The organism is Azospirillum humicireducens (genome assembly GCF_001639105.2).
GTDB lineage: Bacteria > Pseudomonadota > Alphaproteobacteria > Azospirillales > Azospirillaceae > Azospirillum > Azospirillum humicireducens.
On sequence record NZ_CP028903.1, the window covers coordinates 112332 to 128584 of the forward strand.

Annotated in this window: 16 protein-coding genes; 7 read left to right on the forward strand and 9 right to left on the reverse strand. The window is 69.3% G+C overall.

The genetic code is table 11. The annotated features are described in order from the left end of the window. Nucleotides 1-4: 4 nt before the first annotated feature. Entirely contained in the window at nt 5-1039 is a 1035-nt protein-coding gene (locus A6A40_RS18330; protein ID WP_108547358.1) for a hydantoinase/oxoprolinase family protein, read from the reverse strand. Continuing rightward, nucleotides 1032-2024: an ATP-grasp domain-containing protein gene (locus A6A40_RS18335; protein ID WP_108547359.1), complete on the reverse strand. Its 993-nt coding sequence runs from the start codon at nt 2022-2024 to the stop codon at nt 1032-1034. Before A6A40_RS18335 ends, A6A40_RS18330 begins: the two co-directional genes overlap by 8 nt. Between A6A40_RS18335 and A6A40_RS18340 the strand changes: the two genes are divergently transcribed. Next, nucleotides 2023-2766 carry a HisA/HisF-related TIM barrel protein gene (locus A6A40_RS18340; protein ID WP_108547360.1) on the forward strand — a complete coding sequence of 248 codons (744 nt, stop codon included), beginning with the start codon at nt 2023-2025 and terminating at the stop codon, nt 2764-2766. The genes A6A40_RS18335 and A6A40_RS18340 overlap by 2 nt on opposite strands. On the opposite strand, the gene fae is transcribed toward A6A40_RS18340, so the two are convergent. From fae to A6A40_RS18375, 7 genes are read right to left on the reverse strand one after another with little or no spacing between them, the layout of a single operon-like run. After that, complete coding sequence (gene fae / locus A6A40_RS18345; protein WP_236783882.1) at nt 2745-3233, reverse strand: formaldehyde-activating enzyme; 489 nt, start codon at nt 3231-3233, stop codon at nt 2745-2747. The genes A6A40_RS18340 and fae overlap by 22 nt on opposite strands. Next, a complete protein-coding gene (locus A6A40_RS18350; RefSeq protein ID WP_236783883.1) occupies nt 3128-4219 on the reverse strand; it encodes a triphosphoribosyl-dephospho-CoA synthase in 1092 nt (363 codons plus the stop codon). The genes fae and A6A40_RS18350 overlap by 106 nt, the downstream gene beginning before the upstream one ends. Further along, a complete protein-coding gene (locus A6A40_RS18355; RefSeq protein ID WP_108547362.1) occupies nt 4216-5133 on the reverse strand; it encodes an ATP-grasp domain-containing protein in 918 nt (305 codons plus the stop codon). Before A6A40_RS18355 ends, A6A40_RS18350 begins: the two co-directional genes overlap by 4 nt. 10 nt (nt 5134-5143) lie before the next feature. Then, nucleotides 5144-6109, reverse strand: coding sequence for a methenyltetrahydromethanopterin cyclohydrolase (mch, locus tag A6A40_RS18360; RefSeq protein ID WP_108547363.1), 966 nt, complete (start codon nt 6107-6109; stop codon nt 5144-5146). Continuing rightward, nucleotides 6084-7247 carry an ATP-grasp domain-containing protein gene (locus A6A40_RS18365; RefSeq protein ID WP_236783884.1) on the reverse strand — a complete coding sequence of 388 codons (1164 nt, stop codon included), beginning with the start codon at nt 7245-7247 and terminating at the stop codon, nt 6084-6086. The genes mch and A6A40_RS18365 overlap by 26 nt, the downstream gene beginning before the upstream one ends. Further along, nucleotides 7244-8146, reverse strand: a complete 903-nt coding sequence (locus tag A6A40_RS18370; RefSeq protein WP_108547365.1) for an NAD(P)-dependent methylenetetrahydromethanopterin dehydrogenase — start codon at nt 8144-8146, stop codon at nt 7244-7246. The genes A6A40_RS18365 and A6A40_RS18370 overlap by 4 nt, the downstream gene beginning before the upstream one ends. Nucleotides 8147-8196: 50 nt before the next feature. Then, complete coding sequence (locus A6A40_RS18375; protein WP_108547366.1) at nt 8197-9231, reverse strand: beta-ribofuranosylaminobenzene 5'-phosphate synthase family protein; 1035 nt, start codon at nt 9229-9231, stop codon at nt 8197-8199. A gap of 219 nt (nt 9232-9450) precedes the next feature. Here A6A40_RS18375 and A6A40_RS18380 point away from each other — a divergent pair, with 219 nt between their 5' ends. The 6 genes from A6A40_RS18380 to A6A40_RS18405 all read left to right on the forward strand — a co-directional run bounded on the left by A6A40_RS18380 (nt 9451) and on the right by A6A40_RS18405 (nt 16252). Then, entirely contained in the window at nt 9451-10794 is a 1344-nt protein-coding gene (locus tag A6A40_RS18380) for a molybdopterin-binding domain-containing protein (RefSeq protein WP_108547367.1), read from the forward strand. Continuing rightward, nucleotides 10787-12487, forward strand: coding sequence for a formylmethanofuran dehydrogenase subunit A (locus A6A40_RS18385; RefSeq protein ID WP_108547368.1), 1701 nt, complete (start codon nt 10787-10789; stop codon nt 12485-12487). The genes A6A40_RS18380 and A6A40_RS18385 overlap by 8 nt, the downstream gene beginning before the upstream one ends. Next, entirely contained in the window at nt 12478-13383 is a 906-nt protein-coding gene (fhcD, locus tag A6A40_RS18390) for a formylmethanofuran--tetrahydromethanopterin N-formyltransferase (RefSeq protein ID WP_108547369.1), read from the forward strand. The genes A6A40_RS18385 and fhcD overlap by 10 nt, the downstream gene beginning before the upstream one ends. After that, a complete protein-coding gene (locus A6A40_RS18395) occupies nt 13380-14189 on the forward strand; it encodes a formylmethanofuran dehydrogenase subunit C (RefSeq protein ID WP_108547370.1) in 810 nt (269 codons plus the stop codon). The genes fhcD and A6A40_RS18395 overlap by 4 nt, the downstream gene beginning before the upstream one ends. Nucleotides 14190-14544: 355 nt before the next feature. Further along, nucleotides 14545-15564 carry a GlxA family transcriptional regulator gene (locus A6A40_RS18400; RefSeq protein WP_108547371.1) on the forward strand — a complete coding sequence of 340 codons (1020 nt, stop codon included), beginning with the start codon at nt 14545-14547 and terminating at the stop codon, nt 15562-15564. A gap of 190 nt (nt 15565-15754) precedes the next feature. After that, nucleotides 15755-16252, forward strand: a complete 498-nt coding sequence (locus A6A40_RS18405; protein WP_108547372.1) for a dihydroneopterin aldolase — start codon at nt 15755-15757, stop codon at nt 16250-16252. The last annotated feature ends 1 nt before the right edge of the window (nt 16253 follow it).

Sequence of the window (16253 nt, forward strand, 5' to 3'; positions counted from 1 at the left end):
CTCCTCAACCCAGCAATGCCATGGCGGCAGCGGGGGCACAGCTGGCGACCCAGCCATGGCCGGAGGCGCCCACCACATCGCTGAAATCCCGATAGGGGCGGCCCAGCCGGGCAGCCACCTCCTTCACGACGGCGCGCCCGACGCCGGCCCCGACCACCGGTGCGTCCGCCGGCAGAAGCGGCGTTCCAGCCGACAGCACGCGACAGGCGGCATCGTGGATGCGGCGCAACTGCCGTTCGGTCAGGTCGGCGGCCATCGCCTGCCAGACCGCCGGATCGTAATCGCCTGCATCATGCCCGACCATGCGCGCCAGACGGCGCCGGCTGGCCTCCACCGTCTTCGCCCCATTGTCGGCGGCGGGGTGCTGGTCGGCGGCCTCGTCCAGCCGGCCCAGGACCCGGTAGAGGTCGGCGCTGGTCGCGAAATACTCGGCCATCATCGGCAACCGCTCGCCCGCAACGAGAGCGGTGCGCTCCATCGCCATCACCGCCGTGCGGGTCAGGCCGGTATAGAGCAGTTCCTCCACCGCCATCCGCTCATGATCGGTGATGCCGCGCGCCGCCACCGCGCCGTCCCGCACGGGCACGATGTCCGTGGTGGTGCTGCCCATGTCGACCAGAAGCGCCGCCGGCAGACGCCGGGCGACGACAGCGGCCGTCGCCATCCAGTTGGCCGATGCCACGTCCATCACCCGGCCGCGCGCCTCCAGCGGCGACAGCAGCCCGCCCCGGCCGGCATAGACGCGCAGCCGTCCCTGCGGCAGGGCAGCCTCCATGCGCTCGATCAGCGTGTGCACGCCCTGGATGCGGTCGTCGAACAGGTCGACCAGTTCGCCGGTCATCGTCACCACATGGTCGGCATCTGCCGGCAGGCGCTCCAGCACCGTGGCGAGCGCCGCGTCCAGCTCTCCGATCCCCTGCCAAAGCCGGCAAGGCACCTGCACCGCATCGCGCAGCCGACCTTCCTCAGCCCAGGCAGCCTTCAGGTGGGCACCGCCGATGTCCCAGCCGATCACGGTCGATGAATGGACGTCAGACATGCGCGTCCTCCCGGCCGGCGTCGGCCGATATGGTGTGGAACAGATCGAGGATTTCGCCGGCCGGGTTCCAGCCCAGAACCCGCGACAGCCCGGAATAGCCGACGGACAGGCGCGGGTTCACCTCCACCACCACCGGACCATTCGATTCGGGGCCGTCGGGCCGGTCGATGAGGTCGACGGCGACATAGCCACGCAGCCCCGGAATCGCGGCGGCGATGGCACGGGCGAGCGGCTCCCAGGCGGCACGGCGGTGCTCCATCGCCCCGACCTCCACGCCATGGAAGGAGAAGCAGCCATCTCCACGCTCTACCGTCTGGCGGTTGCAGCCGAGCAGCCGCACCCCGCCACCGGCGTCGACCAGCATCGACAGGCTGCACGCCTCGCCATCCACCAGCGGCTGGACGATCCAGCGGCCGGCACGGGGCGGCGTCCAGGCGGCGACATCGTCGACCAGGAAGGTGTCGAGGCACCCGGCGCCATCGTCCGGCTTCACCACATGGCGGGCGGCGGGCAGCGGCGGCGCGCCGAAGGGAACGGTGGGAATGGCCGCGATACCCTGTGCGGCCAGCCGTTCCGCCGTCGCCGTTTTTGACGACGCAAGCGCGATGGCATCGGGAGCGCAGGCGACCACCGGCCGGCCGGTGCCGCGGAACAGAGCGGCGACATGGCCCAGCAGCCCGTCGCTTTCGGGTGCGATCGGCCAGACCATGTCGCACAGGGCGGCAGCATCTCGCCACCGCGAGTCCGGATCCTCGCCCGGCGCCACCGGAAACAGGGCAACCCGGTCGGGTGGAAATGAGGGTGGGGGAAGGCGGTTGTCCCAGCACAGCGTGACGTGTATTCCATCCAGCGCGACCAGATCGCCGACCAGGGCCGCGACCATCGCGTCAGCGTCCGCCAGCAGCTCCGTCGGAAGCGGCCCGTTGCACAGCGCGCCGCCGGTGACATACTCGCAGACCAGAACCCGACGAAGGCTGTTCTCCATGGACATCGTTCCCGTCATCGACCTGCTGGGCGGGCAGGTTGTTCATGCCAAGCGGGGGGAGCGCGACCGCTACCGCCCCATCGAAAGCGCGCTGATCCCAGGATCGGCACCCCAGGATATCGTGGCCGCGCTGCTGACGCTGCATCCCTTCCGCGCCTGCTATGTCGCCGATCTCGACGCGATCAGGGGAAATGGCGGCCATCGCTCCACCGTCGCGGCGCTGCAGGCCCGCTGGCCGGAGGTGGCGTTCTGGGTCGATGCCGGACTGGCGACGCCGGACGGGTGCCGGCTCTGGCTCGACGCCGGGATCCGCCATCTGGTGATCGGCAGCGAAAGCCAGACCGACGGCACGACGCTGGAGGCGGTGCTGACGCTCGCCGGTCACGACCGGGTGGCGCTGTCGCTGGACGTCCGGCGGGGGATACCGCTGGGGCCGGCGGCTCTGCATGAGGAGGCGGGCCGCTGGCCTGAGCGGGTGATCGCCATGACGCTGGACCGGGTCGGCTCGGGGGAGGGGCCGGACCTGGACCGCATCGCCACGCTGGCGGCCCGACGCCCGGGGGTTCGGGTGTGGGGGGCCGGCGGCGTGCGTGATTCTGCGGACCTGGATGCGCTGGCCAGGCACGGCACCGATGCCGTGCTGGTGGCCAGCGCGCTCCACGACCGGAGGATCGATGCCGGGGAACTTGCCCGGTTCGCCTCCGGTCGGCATGCCTCCGATCAGCCGGCGGCGAACGGATGAACCGCGGCGGCCTTGCCGTCCAGCATCTCCTGGGCGGTCGGGCTGCCGGCGATGGCGCGCTTCAGCGCGAGCTTGGTGGCTTCATGGTTGTAGTCCTGGATCTTCCGGTCGTCTTCCGCCTGCCAGTGGATGAAGACGCCGACGGAGATGAACAGGTCGTCGGCCTCGTCCGCCGGGATGGTGCCGTCCTCGACGCATTCGGCGACGGCCAGGGCGACGGCACGCTGGGCTGGGCCGAACATCTGCACCGCCTGCTTGGCGTTCTTGATCGTCACCTTGTTGAACATGACCGTGGACGGCTTGACCATCAGATTCGGCGCCAGCACGGCCAGCAGGCCGTTCACGCCTTCCTTCTGGTTGGTCAGGGTCTGGCAGAAGGCGGTCTCGGCGGCGCTGCCGCGCGGACCGATGATGAGATCGATGTGAGCGACTTCGTTGCCGTCGCCCACCAGAGCTTCGCCGACCATAACCTTGTCGATCTTAGGCATTGCGCGTCCCTTGCGATGGTTGGTTTGAAAAGGCTCCGCCGGATGTCTTCCGGCGGCCACGGTCCGGCAGGCAGCTCGCCGGCCAGCCGAAGCACGAACAGGCAGGCCACCGTCAGGTCGGCGGACGTGCCCGGATTGAGGCCGCGGCGCTTCAGCGCGCGGTCGAAAGCGAGAAGGCGGCGGGCCGCCCCGTCCTGACGGCCCGAAGCGGTGCCGCCGAAGACGGGATCGACGGCCAGGCGCCGTTCCAGCCGGAAAGCCTGTTCCCGCACCTGTTCGGCCACCGCCGCGCCATGCTTGCGGGCGATGTGGGTGTCGGGGTGCAGCGCCATGAAGCCCAAATGGATGGCGCTCGCCGCCTCCGCCGGGCTGGCGCCACGGCGCAGTGCAGATCGCCCGCGGGCCACGCCGAAGGTGAAGACGTCGGCGAAGGCGGTTACGTATTGCCGCGCGATCAGGTCGCGGTCGGCCGCCGCCGCCATTGCGGCCCGCAGGTCGACACGCGGCGCCTCCGCCACGTCATGCTGTGCCGCTCCCCCCAGTCCGGCGGGAAGCGCCAGGCGGATGGCCGCGAAGGCATCGGCGGCGTCGGCGACGCTCAGCGTGTCGAGCACCCGCGCCAGCCTCATCCGCAGCGGCTCGTCCTTCTCACGGCACAGCGCAGCGGCGGCGAGCGGAGCCAGAAGCAGCACGATGCCGAGGTTGGTGTTGCAGCCGGCCACATCCCGCGTCGCCGCGACAGCGCGCAGGATCGCCTCCCCCACCCGGCAGCCGGGCGTGGCGAGGATCGGGGCGATGGCGGCGGCGCTGTCGAGGAACTGCGCCACGCTCATGCCATGGCCTTCGGCATGGATGTGGACGTTGCCGGGCTTCAGCGCCAACAACTCCAGCCGGCAGGCGGTGAACAGCGCCTCTTCCACCAAGGCCTGGCAATCCTGGAACGGGGTCGGCAGCAAGGCACTCATCCGGCCCTCCGCGCGTCCACCGACAGCGGCGAGGCCGACGCCAGACGGGCGAGGACCAGATCGGCCAGCGCCTGCGCCACATCCACCGGCGTCACCGCCTGCAGGCCGCGCCATGCCGGCATGCTGTTGACCTCCAGCACCAGGAACCGGCCGTCGGGCGCGCGGATCACGTCCACCCCGGCATAGTCGGCGCCGACGGCGGCGGCGGCGGCCACAGCCAGATCGCCCAGCACGCCGCCCGGACTGGCCGGATGACAGCGCGCCCCCTGTTTGACGTTGGTGATCCAGTGATCGCCCTGACGCACCATGGCGGCGAGCGGACGCCCGTCCACCACGAAGACGCGCCAGTCGAACCAGCCGCCATCGGCCGCACCGACATACTCCTGCAGGTGATAGACGCCGGCGATCTCCTCCGGGCCGGGCAGACCCATGCCGGGATCCAGCCGGCGCAGCCCCTTGCCCTGCGACCCGAACAGCGGCTTCAACACCGCCGCGCGGCCGTCGGCATGGAGGGCGGCCAGGATGGAGGACGCCTGGACGGGGTCGGCGACGGTCCAGGTCCGCGGGGTCGGAACCCCGGCCGCGGCCAGCCGGAAGGCGGTGGCGCTCTTGTCGACGCAGCGCTCGATGGCCGCGGGACCGTTGGCCACGACAAGTCCGCAATGGGACAGCGCGTGTAGCACGCCCAGCCGCACCGTCACCTCCTCGAAGCTGCCGGCGGAGATGGTGCGGACCAGACAGGCGTCGGGCAGGGCGCCATCGAAGCCCGGCACCACCGGCCCGTCCGGTCCGAAGCCGCAGGCGCCGAGCGACACCGGGACCGCCCTCGCGCCCCGGCGGGCGAAAGCGGCGGTCAGCCGCCGGGTGTGCCAGTCGGCGCCGTCCACGAAGATGGCGATGCGGGTCCGTCCCATCGTCCGGCCCCTAGCCGCCGATGCCGAAGGAACGGTCGAGCAGAGCCGGAGCCAATGCCCCGGCAGTGAAGCTCCGCCCGCTCTCGAAGGCGGTGACGATCACGCGGGCCGGGCTGAACAGCATCGGGTCGATCTTGAAGAAGTCGAAGCCGCTGGCCGCGAACAGGTCGGCGAAGGGGCGCCCGTAGTCGGCGGAGGCCGAGCTGGGCAGTCGGGCGGCCAGATCGGCCGCGTCGTCGTCCGGCCCGTCGACCAGCAGATGGACGGTGCCGCCGAACAGGATGGCGTCGTTGGTCCGGCCCATCGCCTGGACGAAATCGCGGCCCGGCGGCGGCAACGGTGCGCAGCCCACGCCGTCGCGCACCCGCTCCAGCGGGAAATGCAGGGCGTGCAGCTTGTGCAGCCCCACCTCCAGCACGCGGGCGACGATCTGGACGATGCCGGCCGGGCTGCGGGTCGGCGTCAGTATCAGGGTCACGCGCTCCACCGGCACGCCGCAATCGCGCGCCACCTTCTCCACCACCGATGCCGGCGGACGCTTGTCGGTCTCCAGCACCAGCACAGTACGGTCGGCCATGTCGCGGTAGCCGAGTTCGCCGAACAGCGGTTCCTTCACCGCCAGGGCGCGGCCGGGGCCGGATCCCAATGCCGAGAATTTCTCGCCCGACAGGCTCCAGCCTGCATATTGGCTGCCCAGACAGGCCAGGACCGGGTCGGCGGCGCCGACCGTCACCTGCGTGGGCCAATGGGCGAAGGGCGAATCCATGGCGATGCGCACGCTGCCGGCACCGCCCATGCAGATCTCGGCGATGCGGCGACCGGCCTCCAGGCTGCCGGGCCGGTCGATGCCGGCATCGATCACGGTGCAGCCGGCGGGATGCTGCTCCACACCGATCCGCAGCATGGCGGCATCGGCCACAAGCGCGTGGACCAGGGGGGCGGCAAGCCGGTTAACACTGAAGGGAAGCGAGGACATCGGCGGTTTTCTCCAAAAGACGGGACCGGCGCGTGAAGTCCGCGACGATGTTTTCGATACGGCGGGACAGGCGGCGCCTCGCCTCCTCCTCGTCCCCGCCCCAGGCGGTGACGCTGCACAGCGGCTGTCCGGCCTCCATGACGCTGCCGGCACGGGGCAGGTCGGCGCACCAGGGAGCCCAGGCGACGGCGTCCGGCACCGTCAGCGCCGAGGCGGCGTAGGCAACCGCACCGGCGATGACGCCAGGGCGCGGTGCCCCCAGGCTCCAGCTGCGTCCCGCCGCCGCGTCGAGATGGGCGCGCATCACCCCGCCCAGCCGGTGGCGTTCGAGCAGGTCGAGCGTGGCACCCGGACGCGGGTTGACCTCCAGAACCGTCGCCGAGTCTCCGTCGACCAGAAGGTCCAGACTGTTCAGCCCGACCAGCCCGAAGGCCGCCGCCACGCGCCGCGCCGCTTCCGACAGCTGGTCGGCCAGCGCCTGCGGCAGCGCCGCCGGCAGGACCGCCCCGCCATAGCGGAACGGCGCATCGTCCGCCGGGTCGGCCCATTGCCGGCTGATGGCCACGGTCTCGCACCGGCCGGAACGGTCGGCGACGAAGGCGACGGAGACCGCGCTGCCCGCCGCCCGCCGTTGCAGGTGATGGCCATCCGACAGCGGACCGCCGGTCCAGGGCACGATGTGCCAGCCCCCGGCCGCTCCCGTCCGCCTGATCAGCCACTCGCCCGAAACCGCGTCCTCGGGACCCTCAGTCCGCGTTTCCGGATGGGTTATGCCCAACTCCTCCAGCCCCAGATTCGCCAGCCGCGCGGCGAAGCCGGCCGGATCCTTGACGGCGCGCACCACCTCCGCCCCGTTGCCGAGCAGATGGTAGGGACCTGCCCGCACCAGGGCGTCCAACAGGCCGGGCGCCTGCTCGAATCCCGATCCCACGACCAGACCGCTGCCGCCTGGAGCCAACGCACGCGCCGACGCGATCAACGCCTCCCCGTCGAAGCCGGCGACGGGATCGCCCGCCACCCGGCGGGCAGGGACCGGCACATCGGCGTCGCCGAACAGATCCAGCGTCGCCGCCATGGCTCCGGTCCGCGCGACCGCTTGGGCGATGGCACGTCCCGACAGGGCGGCGACCAGGATCACGCCGCTTTCCGGCATTGGGCGCGGGCCAGGGCGAAGGCGTCGTCGAAGGCCAGATAGACCGGCTTCGCCGCCTCGCGCATCGCCTTGAACAGGCCATGCTGGGTCTTGAACTTCACGTTCCCGATGGCGAGCGCACCGATGCCGACCGCATGGGTCCCCTCGATGGCAGCGCCATCGCTGAAGGCGTCGACGCCTTCCACCCCGGCCGGCGGCACGGCGTTCACGTCTGCCACAACCCTGACCGAGGGGGCGGCGGCGATCTGCGCGCGGCTCAGCACCTGCACGCCGGCACGGGCGACGGCCAGCACCACGTCGGTCTCCACCAGGATGGCGGCCTTGTGCGCGTCGGTCGACCCGTCCACCGCGCCCAGCGTTACGCCGAAGCGCTGACGGTAGGAGTCCGCACGCTCGGCGACGGACGCGGCGCCGTCATGGCCGACCAGCCGCACCGACGCTCCAGCGCGCGCCGCCAGCACCGCCGCGACACCGCCCACCGGTCCCTTGCCGCCGAACACCGCGACCCTGGCCCCGGCCAGCCCCATGCCGGCCTTTTCGAGCTGGGCCTCGACCTTGGCGATCATCGCCGCGGCGGTGGTATAGGCTCCCGACGGGTCGGCGAAGACCGAGATTTCGAACGGCGGCACCATGGCGCCGCGCGCCGCCTCCAGCATGTCCAGTGCCTTCAGAATGTCGCGGCCGGCAATGAACAGACCCGTCCGCTTGGCGTCGCCCGGCGCGCGGGAAAAAATCATGTCCTGGACAAGACCCGGCACTTCTCCAGTCTCGACATTGGTATATGGAACCACAACGCCATATCCGGCATCGCATGCCATGTTGATATCGAATGGACTGACCGCCTTTACTGGAGTAATAGCGTGAATGATATAGGGCTTTTCCATGAAACGAAGTCCTTGGTTCGCTTCATGGCACTGTCTTTCACCTCACTTCGTCACGCTGTCTTTTTTGCGACTGTTTCATATCCGGAAGCGACCGCTCCGCGTCCGGACATGGTCTCCACCACCGCGCCATGGTTCCGCCCCCGGCAGACGACGAAGCGCAGATTGGTCCGTGTCCGCCAGCGCGCCTGCGCGTCCTCCGCGGCACGCTCCGCCGATCCGGCATCGCCGAAGATCGCGAATCCGGTCGGTCCCCAGGAGCTCTGTCCGACTCCAGCAGCGCCGGCCAACGGCAGCCATCGCAACACCTCGGCCACATCCGGGCTGCTGAAGCGCCCACCTTGTGCCGGAGCGAAATGGTCGCCGACCACGCTCTGCAATTCCGTCACCGCGGCACCGAAGCGAACCGCGTCCTCCTCCGCCAGCGCGGGCAGCCCGACCATCAGCGCCAGCCGGCACAGATAGGCCGCCTTGTCCGCCGGGAAGGGCGGCAGATCGCGGAAGGCGACGGTTTCGGCCGTGCCGGACAGGCCACGGTTGGCATCGTCGAACACCAGCAGCATCCGCCACGCCTCCGGCAGGGCCATTCGGCTGATGACGGGCGGCGGCTCGTCCAGAGCGCCCTTGCCGCCATCCAGGATGACGCCGCCCTGTTCGAAGGCACCGACGCCGATCCCCGACCGCGCCCCGCGGTCGAGCAGGCTGGCGACCCGGCGCGGCGGCAGCGGGCGGCCGGTCATCGCCGACAGGGCAGCGCCGACAGCCAAGGCCAGCTGGGTTCCCGACCCCAGCCCGGAATGGGAGGGAATCGTCCGGCCGAAGCGCAGGGAATACCGGTCCTTCAGAGCCAGAGCATCGCACAGCCGATCGAGATATCCCCTCGCACGGTCGGCCTTGTGGTCCGGACCGTCGCCCGCCGAGTCGCCTCGTGCCAGCGTCAGTTCCGTTCCCAGCCCGTCGAGCGTCAGGCCCAGGCTGCCGAAACGGCGGCCCAATCCGCCTTCCATGTCGAGGAATCCAAGATGCAGCCGGGCGGGCACCTCCACCCGCACCGCGTCGACCGTCTTTCGCTGTTCGCCGCAAATCATGGCCTACCTGTCGCAAAAGCCAAGGCGACCAGCCGCCTTTCCGACATAATAAAATCGACAGCGATAAAATCAATGATTTCAGTGATAGAAATTTGCAAATTTGTAGTAACGATATGAAAATTCGATCTTGTACTCTCGTTCACTCGATGAATAGAGAGGTTTCTATATGCATTTTCTGCTGACTTCTTCTCCATCTATATCATGCGCGGAGTTTAGGACATGGACAGCGTAATCGGCGGGTCCGATCTTCCGCCTCTGATGAGCGATGTCGTTTGCCCGTTCTGCGCAATGGCCTGCGACGACCTGACGGTTGCCCGCGATCAGCTCGGCCAGCTCAGGGTGACCGCCAATGGCTGCGCACGGGCGCGCACCTTGTTCGCCCTTCCGACATTGCCGGCCCACTGCTTCATCAAGGGCCGCGCCGTTCCGCTCGATGCCGCGCTCGACGCGGCAGCGGTATTGCTGCGGAACGCCGCCTCTCCCGCCATCGGAGGGCTGGCCGCCGACACCGAAGGGATCTCCGCGGCCCTGGCGCTGGCCGAGCGGCTGCATGCGGTCGTCGACCACGCCGCGTCCGACAGCCTGTTCCACGGCCTGCGCGCCCTCCAGGTGACCGGCGCCATGACCGCGACCTTCGGCGAGCTGCGCAACCGCGCCGACCTGTTCGTTCTGTTCGGGACGGAGTTCGAGCGCCACGCCCCCCGCCTGTTCGACCGCATCGTCCATCCGCCATCGGCCTTGTTTCGCGATGCCGGCGCCGCGCGCGGCTTCCTCATCGGTCCCGGCGACGGCCCGGCGCCGGAAGGGTTCGAGCGGCTGGCCGCCGACCTGATCCACGCCCCCGCCATCGCCGCCGCCCTGTCGCAGCTGGTGTCCGGCGAAAGACCGCGCGGCGACCGGGTGGGCGGCATCGCGATGGAGGATCTCGCACGGGTCGCCGCCGCGTTGCGCGAAGCACGGTTCGGCGTCGTCGGCTGGATCGCCGCCACCCTGGACCCGGCGGCCGGTGATATCGCCATCGAAGCCTTCAACCGGCTGGTCGTGACCGCCAATGCCGCCACCCGCTGCGCCGGCTTCCCGCTGGGCGGCAAGGGCAATGCACTCGGGGCCAACTATGTGTGCGCCTGGCAGTATGGCGTGCCGCTGCGCTCCCGCCTGGGGGCCGGCCCACCGGAACACGATCCGTTGCGCTACCGGCTGAAAAGCCTGCTGGCCGGGGGCGAGGTCGATGCGCTGGTCTGGCTGTCGGCACTGAACGGCGCGGAGGTGCCGGACACGCGCACGCCGATGATCGTGCTGGCCCGCCCGGGACAGCCCTTGCCCTACGATCCCGACGTGCTGATCCCGGTCGCCATACCCGGCCTCGACCATGCCGGCAGCATCCACCGCGCCGACGGAGTCGCCGCCCTGCCGCTGCGCCGGCTGCGGTCCGCCCCATCATCGCCCGCCCCCTCATCACACGCCACGACGCTGCCGACCGCCGCGGCAGTGCTGACTGCGCTGCTCGACCGGCTTCCCAGTTCCCCTCTTCCCGCCCTGGTCCGGGAGACAGCGCATGTCTGACGCCTACACCCTGCTGCGCGGCGGCCGCGTCTGCGACCCCGCCGGGGCTGCGGACGGCACCTCTCTGCACGAGCCGCCGCGCGATCTCTACCTTAAGAACGGCCGCATCGCCGCGACGCCACCGGAGGATGCCCGCATCGGTGAGGTGATCGACCTTGACGGCCGCATCGTCATGGCCGGCGCCATCGACATCCACAGCCACATCGGCGGCGGCAAGGTGAACCTCGCCCGCCTGCTGCTTCCGGAGGAACATCGCGAGCACGGCAGCGGCCCGGACGGCCTGCGCCGGTCCGGCAGCGGCCTGTTCACCCCGTCCAGCTTCGTCACCGGCTACCGCTATGCCGAGATGGGCTACACGGCGGCGTTCGAGCCGGCGATGCTGCCCTCCAATGCGCGCCACACCCATCTGGAGCTGGCGGACGTCCCGATCATCGACAAGGGCTGCTATGCGGTCCTGGGCAACGACGATTTCCTGCTGGAGCGGCTGGCCGCCGGAGCAACGCAGTCGGAGGTCAACGACTATGTCGCCTGGATCCTACACGCCACCCAGGCGGTCGGCGTCAAGGTGGTGAACCCCGGCGGCATCAGCGCCTTCAAGTTCAACCAACGCCGGCTGGACCTGGACGAGGCGCATCCCCATTACGGGATTACGCCGCGCCGCATCCTGACCACGCTGGCCACCGCGCTGTCCGACCTGGGCGTGCCCCACCCGCTGCACATCCATTGCAACAATCTGGGCATCCCCGGCAACGAATCGGTGACGCGCGACACCATCGCCGCCCTCGACGGGCTGCCCGCCCACCTGACCCACCTGCAGTTCCACAGCTACGGGACGGAGGGCGACCGCCGCTTCTCCTCGGCCGCCGCCGAGATCGCGGAATCGGTGAATCGCAGCCCGAATATCTCGGTCGATGTCGGTCAGATCGTCTTCGGCCAGACCATCACCGCGTCGGCCGACATCATGTCGCAGTTCCGCAACAGCGGCCTCGCCAGCCCGCGCAAATGGCTGTGCACCGACATCGAATGCGACGGCGGCTGCGGGCTGGTGCCATTCCGCTACCGCGACAAGGCCTTCGTCAACGCCCTGCAATGGGCGATCGGGCTGGAGCTGTTCCTGCTGATCGAGGATCCCTGGCGGGTTTATCTGACCACCGACCATCCCAATGGCGGCCCCTTCACCAGCTATCCGCACCTGATCCGGCTGCTGATGGACCGCAGTTTCCGCAACGAGCAGCTGGCGCGGATCAACCCCGACGTGGCGGCGCACAGCCGGCTCGGCGCAATAGACCGCGAATACACGCTGGAGGAGATCGCCATCATGACCCGCGCCGGCCCCGCCCGCGTGCTGGGGCTGCGCGACCGCGGCCATCTGCGCCCCGGCGCCGTCGCCGACGTGGTGGTGTATGACGATCTGCCCGACCGCGAGGCGATGTTCGCCGCCCCTGCGCTGGTGTTCAAGAACGGCCGGCTGGTGGCACGGAACGGACAACTGACAGCCACCGGCTGGGGCGACACCATCGTCGTCCGGCCGGAGTTCGATGCCGCCATCGAGCGGCGGCTGAAGCCCTGGTTCGAGGATCACCAGACCGTGCGGCTCGGCAACTTCCGCATCGCGGACGGCGAGATCCTCGACCATGGCCGCGGCGGCCTGTCCATCGTTCCGACCCTGACGGCGTCCGACTCATGCTTCTGAACGGCATCCACATCGAGAACACCTATGCCGAAGCCTTCGACATGAAGGCGACGCGGCTGATCGTCACCGCCGACACGCCGGCCTGGGCCCGTCATGCCGGCATGGCGGCGACCGGCTTCGCCACCTCGGTCATCGCCTGCGGCTGCGAAGCCGGAATCGAGCGGGAACTGACGCCGGAGGAAACCCCGGACGGGCGCCCCGGCGTCGCCCTGCTGTTCTTCGCCACCGGGCGCAGCGTGCTGGGCAAGCAGGTGGAGACCCGCCTTGGCCAGTGCATCCTGACCTGCCCCGGCACCGCCTGTTTCTCCGGAGTGCCGCGCGGCGCCAAGGAGGACCTGATCCCGCTGGGCCGCAAGCTGCGCTACTTCGGCGACGGGCAGCAGATGTCGAAGCTACTGGGTGACCGGCGCTATTGGCGCATTCCGGTGATGGACGGTGAGTTCCTGGTCGAGGAATCGAGCTGGAGCGTCCCGGCGGTCGGCGGCGGCAATCTTCTGATCCTCGCCGATGCCCGGATGGCGGCGCTGGAGGCGGCGGAAGCGGCGGCGGACGCCATGCGCGCCGTGCCCAACGTGGTGTTGCCCTTCCCCGGCGGGGTCGTCCGCTCCGGCTCCAAGGTGGGTGCGAAGTACAAGGGGATGCCTGCCTCCACCAACGACGCCTATTGCCCGACGCTGCGCGGCCTGCCCCGCTCCCGCCTTCCGGCCGAGGTCGAATCGGTGCTGGAGATCGTCATCGACGGGCTGACCGCAGCCGATGTCGCGGCCGCCACCACCGCCGGGTTGAAATGCCTGATCGGGCGCGGTCGCGGCTCCGGCGTCTGGGGCGTCACCGCCGGCAATTACGGCGGCAAGCTGGGCCGCCACCACTTCCACCTTCACGAGCTGCTGCCATGAGCGTGCTGAGCTTCCGCCTGAAAGGCCCGTTGACCGGCCGCGTCGACGCCTCTCCCCTGCTGCCGCACCGGCTGGCGGAGCTGGACATGGCGGAGATCGCCGCCTTGCCGCTGCGGCACGGGCGGGGCCATGTCGCCGTGGGCGACCTGTTCGAGCTGTCCGGCAGGCCGGGCGATGTCGTCGAATTGGAGGGCGACGGGCGGCTCGACTTCGTCGGCGCCGGACTGACGGCCGGCACCATCCGGGTCGCCGGACCGGTCGGCCACCGCGTCGGCACCGGCATGAGCGGCGGCACCCTCGTCGTGGACGGGGCGGCGGGGCTGGCGGCGGGCGCCGCCATGCGCGGCGGCCTGCTGTTCATCGGCGGAAATGCCGGCGATGGGCTGGGCGGCGCGCTGCCAGGGGAGCGGACGGGGATGACGGGTGGACGGATCCTGGTCCATGGCAGATGCGGCGACCGCGTCGGCGAACGCATGCGCCGCGGACTGATCGCGGTCGGCGGCGATGCAGGCGCCTATGCCGCCCTGCACATGAATGCCGGCAGCCTGGTGATCGGCGGCACGCCGGGGCCGGCCACCGGTCATGGCATGCGAAACGGAACCGTCCTGTTCCGCGGCGAAGTCGATCCGCTGCCTGGCTTTGCCGATTGCGGCCTCAATCAACTGCCGTTCCTGTCGCTCCTGGACAACCATCTGTCCGAACTGGAGGGAGTGCCGCCGACCTGCCGGGGCCTGACCGGACGGGCGCGCCGCTGGCTGGGCGACCGCGGCTTCGGCGGACGCGGCGAACTGCTGGCCTGCCTCTGACATCTCCACCGCGATGGCTCGTCTGGAAGAGCCGCATCGACGCGGGTGGGGCCAGCGCACATGGGCATGCAAACCGGCAGGCAATCGTTCGTTAGCTAATGATTGTGCTTGAAAACAATCCGGATCCGCGCAAACGTCGTTCTTCTTCAAGAATTATGTCCGCTTTGTTCAATGTGTCCGGCCTCTTCCTGCGTACGCTCCTTGTCATAAAACTTTGATGGTGCGGAACAGGATTTCCTCCCGCCCATCCGAACGTGGCCGCCCGACAAACAAGGCCACGGGAAAGCAGCGTGTTCGCCGACCATTCGCGACCCACGACAATACGAGCAGGAATGCGGAAGAGGGGCACGGGACGATGAAGTGCAATGAACAGCAGTCCGGCGTTTCCAAGATCGACACGATCGGTTTTCTCCTGGTTCCCGATTTCTCCATGATCGCCTTCACCGCGGCGGTGGAGCCTCTGCGCCTTGCCAACCACATCAGCGGAAAGGAGCTGTATCGCTGGGTGCTGCTCTCCCCGAACGGCGGGGTCCAGCGGGCCAGCAACGGCATCGGGATCTGCGTCGACCATGCCGTCGCCGAGGCCCCGCCGATGTCCGCCGTGATGGTGTGCAGCGGTGTCGGAGGCCACTGGTACGAGGATCGGGCGGTGTTTTCCTGGATGCGGCGTTCGGCTGCCCAGGGGATCGCTTTCGGTGCGCTGTGTACGGCCAGCCATATCCTGGCGCGCGCCGGTCTGCTGAACGGCTACCGCTGCACGATCCATTGGGAGAACATGGCCGGCTTCGCCGAGACCTTCCCGGAGATCGAAGCGACCGGCGAACTGTTCACCATCGACCGCAACCGCTTCACCTGCGCGGGCGGCACCGCCGCCACCGACATGATGCTGCACCTGATTGCCGCCCGCCATGGCGAAAAGCTGGCCGCGGACATCGCCGAGCAGCTTCTGCACACCAAGATCCGGGCCGGCAGCATCCGCCAACAGGAGGAGCTGCAGACCAACCCGGTGCTGGATCACGAAGACCTCAACGCCGCCGTGGCGGTGATGCAGGCGAACATCGAAGAGCCGCTGGATCTGCTGACGCTGGCTGCTGAACTGGGCCAGTCCCGCCGAAATCTGGAGCGGCTGTTCCGCAGATACATGAACTGTTCGCCGGCCAAATACTATCTCGGCCTCCGGATGAAGCGGGCGCGGCAACTGCTGTGCCAGACCCGCATGTCGGTGATGGAAGTGTCGATCAGCTGCGGCTTCATTTCCGCAACCCATTTCAGCAAATGCTACCGCGACCATTTCGGCATCGCTCCGCGCAGCGACCGCCAGAACCAGCGGCACAGCCCGCTCGCAGCCGCGCACGAGTTCGCCGGCCTGACCTGATACCGCACCCTATGCCGCCGTGCGGAACCCGCGCACCTCGGCGAAGATATGCCGGAGGCGGCGGAAAAGACCAAATCGATGTCGCATTCGAACAGGTGCCGTCCCCGCGCCACCGCTAAGGTTCAAAACGGCCTGCCCGACACCAATCCTCGTCTGGCCCAGCCGGACAACAGCCAGGAGGACGGCACCGATGCTCGAAACGATCCTTTCCGCCCAATGCGCACGCGGTGCGACTGTTGCCGATTCACGGGTGTCCACCATCCCCGCAGGCCTCTACGAGCTGTTTCTCGAGAATGTCGTCCTGCCCTGCCGGATCGGCGTCTTCGATTACGAGCGTGACGCTCCCCAGCGGGTGCGCATCGACCTGTTGTTGCAGGTGCGCCAGGACAGCGCCCAGTTCTCCGACGACATCGGCGACGTTCTGTCCTACGACGATCTGCTGTCGGGATTGAAACGGATCCTGATGGACGAGCACACCAATCTGGTCGAGATGCTGGCGGAAAAGATCGCCCGCATGTGCCTGGCCCATGAACAGGTGCAGTCGGCCCGCGTTTCGGTGGCGAAGCTGGACATCTATGACGGGGTCGCGGTTCCGGGCATCCGGCTGGAGCGGACGCGCGACCAGTTGCAGGGTCCGTCCCTGCCGGCGTCACGTCGCCTGATGGTCTTGAACGACCGGCGGATTTGAT

Coding starts and splice junctions, on each gene's coding strand:
- A6A40_RS18340 (WP_108547360.1), top strand. CDS start 2,023: ATGGACATCGTTCCCGTCATCGACCTGCTGGGCGGGCAGGTTGTTCAT.
- A6A40_RS18395 (WP_108547370.1), top strand. CDS start 13,380: ATGAGCGTGCTGAGCTTCCGCCTGAAAGGCCCGTTGACCGGCCGCGTC.
- A6A40_RS18380 (WP_108547367.1), top strand. CDS start 9,451: ATGGACAGCGTAATCGGCGGGTCCGATCTTCCGCCTCTGATGAGCGAT.
- A6A40_RS18335 (WP_108547359.1), bottom strand. CDS start 2,024: ATGGAGAACAGCCTTCGTCGGGTTCTGGTCTGCGAGTATGTCACCGGC.
- mch (WP_108547363.1), bottom strand. CDS start 6,109: ATGTCCTCGCTTCCCTTCAGTGTTAACCGGCTTGCCGCCCCCCTGGTC.
- A6A40_RS18355 (WP_108547362.1), bottom strand. CDS start 5,133: ATGGGACGGACCCGCATCGCCATCTTCGTGGACGGCGCCGACTGGCAC.
- A6A40_RS18375 (WP_108547366.1), bottom strand. CDS start 9,231: ATGATTTGCGGCGAACAGCGAAAGACGGTCGACGCGGTGCGGGTGGAG.
- A6A40_RS18350 (WP_236783883.1), bottom strand. CDS start 4,219: ATGAGTGCCTTGCTGCCGACCCCGTTCCAGGATTGCCAGGCCTTGGTG.
- A6A40_RS18370 (WP_108547365.1), bottom strand. CDS start 8,146: ATGGAAAAGCCCTATATCATTCACGCTATTACTCCAGTAAAGGCGGTC.
- A6A40_RS18405 (WP_108547372.1), top strand. CDS start 15,755: ATGCTCGAAACGATCCTTTCCGCCCAATGCGCACGCGGTGCGACTGTT.
- fae (WP_236783882.1), bottom strand. CDS start 3,233: ATGGTCGGCGAAGCTCTGGTGGGCGACGGCAACGAAGTCGCTCACATC.
- fhcD (WP_108547369.1), top strand. CDS start 12,478: ATGCTTCTGAACGGCATCCACATCGAGAACACCTATGCCGAAGCCTTC.
- A6A40_RS18385 (WP_108547368.1), top strand. CDS start 10,787: ATGTCTGACGCCTACACCCTGCTGCGCGGCGGCCGCGTCTGCGACCCC.
- A6A40_RS18330 (WP_108547358.1), bottom strand. CDS start 1,039: ATGTCTGACGTCCATTCATCGACCGTGATCGGCTGGGACATCGGCGGT.
- A6A40_RS18400 (WP_108547371.1), top strand. CDS start 14,545: ATGAAGTGCAATGAACAGCAGTCCGGCGTTTCCAAGATCGACACGATC.